Consider the following 3181-nt stretch of genomic DNA (forward strand, 5'->3'; position numbering starts at 1 on the left):
TTGAACTTAGTGTGCATTCGGCGTTGATTCTGAAGATCGCTTCTGTGCCTACCTCATGGCAAATTTGCGGTCGACCTCTAACCCAGTAGAGTACATCTTGCTCAATGTCGCAATTCGCACTAAACTAAGCGTCTAACCGAAATTTTACTGATCGTGTTTTTTGTCTTTATTATCGTAGGATTCTGGATCATCTTTAACTTATGCTTCAGGATACTCAAACGATCCGCTATTACCAGCGACTCACCGACGCCCTCGTCGAGCAGTGGAATCGCGGCTATCGGTTCGATGAACTTCGGCTCTTTGTTGATGGCTATTTAGCGGCACTTCGGCACGCAAACGCGATCGAACCCTTTATGATTCATCGCCTTGAAGAAGAAGTCACCCGTTACTTGTATGACCCTTCCAATTTTGAAATGCCCCAATCTGAACCCGATTACCGATAAGCAAAGCAAAACCCTCTGACCTTGAGACCGCTCAAACATCAGAGGGTTTTGTGTTAGGGCTTGTTCTGTTCAGGGACTCAATCAGGAGGCGAGAGCTACTTCAACCATTTGCTGAAGTTCGCCTTTCTGATATAGCTCGATGAGAATGTCTGACCCGCCGACAAACTCACCGTTAATGTAAACTTGCGGAATCGTGGGCCAGCTTGAATATTCCTTAATGCCCTGACGGATTTCGGAGTCTGCTAGCACATCACAGGTTTCAAAGGGAACGCCAAGCACGTTCAAAATTTGCACGACGTTATTGGAGAAACCGCACTGAGGCATCAGTTTGTTTCCCTTCATAAACACCATGATCTTGTTCGATCGAATCAAATCTTCAATGCGTTGCTGTGCTTCGGGTGTCATAGAGCAATTGGGGTTTGGTTCTTACGCTTTTATGCTACGAAAAATTGGCGTGAACAGGTCAGACCGTTAATCAATCTCACCAATTCACGTCAGCAGGCTCAGATCAGGCAGTTGCCTGGGATGCCCAATCTTGGGGCGTGAACGTCTTCATGCTCAGAGCGTGAATTGCCTCCGAGGACATGGCTTGGTTGAGCGCACGGTAAACGAGCTGATGCCGCTGCACTAAACTTTTGCCTTCAAATAGCGAAGAGACGACGACGACCTGATAGTGATCGCCACCGCCCGTCAGATCCTGAACCTGAACTTGGGCATCGGGTAATCCCCCTTTGATCATTACTTCAACCTGATCTGGGCTAACCATGAACGCTCCTGCAATCAAACGCGCAAACGAATCTAAACCACCCTATTTTACTGTTGATTTCTATTGCTGATTGCCCTGGTTCGGTTGGGGAGCCGCTGAGGTAGACTGACCGCCCGATCGCGGAAACGGCGAACTGACAAAGCCCAATTCATAAAGTTGCTGATAGGCTTGTTGCCCTAGCTCACGGGTAGGGTTCTGGCTGCGGACAATCTGAATCAGCAGGGGAACGGCTAGCTCTGGCTGGTTTTGTGCCCGGTGGACGAGCGCAAGCTGATAGGTTGCCTGGTCGCGCATTTGGGCAGATGCGATCGCCTGCTGCCGCTGGTCATCAGCAATTCGGGTATCAATTCCGGCAAAGCTTCCGGCGAGTTCCTGATGAAAGTTCGAGAGCTGATTAAAGAGCTGACGCGCATCTTGCAGCTTTTGGGTCGCGAGGGCATAGTTCTGAGCAGAGACCGCGCTGCTGGCCTCTTCCATCAAACGTCTGCCGCCGTTAAGACTAAGCAGCGTTCCGTCCTGTGCCAGGGGACGAAGATCCGATTCGCTGCTGGGTTCAGCATTGAGGTCTGAAGGACTGGCAGGCGTTTGTGCCTTTGCGGGAACTGCCTGAATCAGCGCGATCGCACTTGCCAGGGAAACCAGCGTAGCCAGAGAAACGGAGCGAAAGCTGTGAAACAATAGCATGAAATTGTTATAGGAGATGGTTCGGTAGCAAGCGAATACAGTCTTAGGGGATTTTACCATTGCCGTTCTCGCTCGATTCAATCTTCATGAAGGTCGCTAGAGTAAATGAATTGCCTTGAAGCAGTTTAAGCTATGGCTGACGAGTGTTTTATGGTGTGGGTTCCCCGATGACAGGCTCAACTCGATTACCCCATAGGGGAAACAGCGAAGCCTCGCCCCTGTGGATATTTCCTTTGCCCGATGGCTATTCGAGCGGCCTGGAAGGACAAATCCTGCTGCGGGGTGGGGCAAAAATTAGGCTAGAACAATGTCCCAATCGCTTTACGATTGGCTTAATTCGACCGATCGGCAACTTGGCGCAGTGGGTGAGAAACCAGGGCTGTGAACTCGATCGTGAACTGCCTGCGATCAAACAAATTGCTCTGCAAGTGGAGTCGGCTCAGCTCGAATTGGTCATGGCACAACTGCGGCGATCGTCCTTTCAGGGAACTGCAGAGCAATCGACTGAGGTTGCCTTTGTGAGTCACGTCTATTGCTTGCCCCAGCCCGAATCCGCACTATCTGAATCAAGAGATCCCGAATTAAAAGAGCCAAACCACTTCCAGGCACAACCCATCTTCTATTTGACCAATGAGTATTTAACCAATGAAATCTATTTAACCAATGAGATCGCTCTACAATTTCAGCCCCAGGTCACGATCGAGCAAATCGCAGCCATCACCCGTGCCGTAGGGCTGGAGATCGTAAAGCTGATTCCTGGAATTCCGAAGGCGTTTGTTTATCGGCTGACTCGTGGGGCGATCGTCAATCCGCTCAAGCTGGCAAACCGCCTGATCCACCACCCTGACGTGCTGTTGGCAGAACCGAACGTCGCCGTTGCCTCATTTCTGGGTGATGTGTCCCTTGGTGATGCGTCTCCTGATGATATGTCTGATGATTCATTCCTGCCCGCGTATCCGTTAGAAACCTCTGCCAATGCTCCTGTCAATGCCCCTGTCATCGCGCTGAACAATCGTTCAAACCTGACGTCACCAGGGACAAATGCGATAGCAGGAACTCGATCGATCGGGGTTGCGATAGTCGATCGGGTAGGGCAAAGCCATTCTTTCACAGGGGGAATCAATCTCAGTCATCCTGCATTTGCCGGAATGGGCAAAATCGTTGCGCCACTGAATTTATCCGCATCTCCCTCTTCGGAATTTTCTGTGGCATTCGAGCAAGCAGAAATGAGCAAAACCACAGAATTGTCCTGGGGAACGATTTGTGCTCAGGCTGCGATCGGAGAAGA

The 3181-nt window shown here is 50.5% G+C and carries 4 protein-coding genes and 1 pseudogene; 2 read left to right on the forward strand and 3 right to left on the reverse strand.

Annotated elements, in window-relative coordinates; genetic code table 11:
• Window positions 1-200 precede the first annotated feature (200 nt).
• Window positions 201-443 carry a DUF6761 family protein gene (locus H6F80_RS27105; protein ID WP_190794630.1) on the forward strand — a complete coding sequence of 81 codons (243 nt, stop codon included), beginning with the start codon at window positions 201-203 and terminating at the stop codon, window positions 441-443.
• An 81-nt stretch (window positions 444-524) separates the two neighbouring features.
• Here H6F80_RS27105 and grxD read toward each other — a convergent pair whose 3' ends face one another.
• The 3 genes from grxD to H6F80_RS27120 form a co-directional block, all read right to left on the reverse strand.
• Window positions 525-848, reverse strand: a complete 324-nt coding sequence (gene grxD, locus H6F80_RS27110; protein WP_190794631.1) for a Grx4 family monothiol glutaredoxin — start codon at window positions 846-848, stop codon at window positions 525-527.
• Window positions 849-951: 103 nt separating this feature from the next.
• The gene (locus H6F80_RS27115; RefSeq protein ID WP_190794632.1) at window positions 952-1209 is read right to left on the reverse strand and encodes a BolA family protein; all 258 of its coding nucleotides are present in this window, start codon (window positions 1207-1209) and stop codon (window positions 952-954) included.
• A gap of 60 nt (window positions 1210-1269) precedes the next feature.
• The gene (locus H6F80_RS27120) at window positions 1270-1893 is read right to left on the reverse strand and encodes a hypothetical protein (protein ID WP_190794633.1); all 624 of its coding nucleotides are present in this window, start codon (window positions 1891-1893) and stop codon (window positions 1270-1272) included.
• A gap of 167 nt (window positions 1894-2060) precedes the next feature.
• Between H6F80_RS27120 and H6F80_RS27125 the strand changes: the two are divergent.
• Window positions 2061-3181 (forward strand): annotated as a pseudogene (locus H6F80_RS27125) (hypothetical protein); the annotation flags it as partial.

It is taken from the genome of Leptolyngbya sp. FACHB-711 (assembly GCF_014695615.1).
GTDB lineage: Bacteria > Cyanobacteriota > Cyanobacteriia > Elainellales > Elainellaceae > Leptolyngbya_A.

Coding starts and splice junctions, on each gene's coding strand:
- H6F80_RS27105 (WP_190794630.1), top strand. CDS start 201: ATGCTTCAGGATACTCAAACGATCCGCTATTACCAGCGACTCACCGAC.
- grxD (WP_190794631.1), bottom strand. CDS start 848: ATGACACCCGAAGCACAGCAACGCATTGAAGATTTGATTCGATCGAAC.
- H6F80_RS27115 (WP_190794632.1), bottom strand. CDS start 1,209: ATGGTTAGCCCAGATCAGGTTGAAGTAATGATCAAAGGGGGATTACCC.
- H6F80_RS27120 (WP_190794633.1), bottom strand. CDS start 1,893: ATGCTATTGTTTCACAGCTTTCGCTCCGTTTCTCTGGCTACGCTGGTT.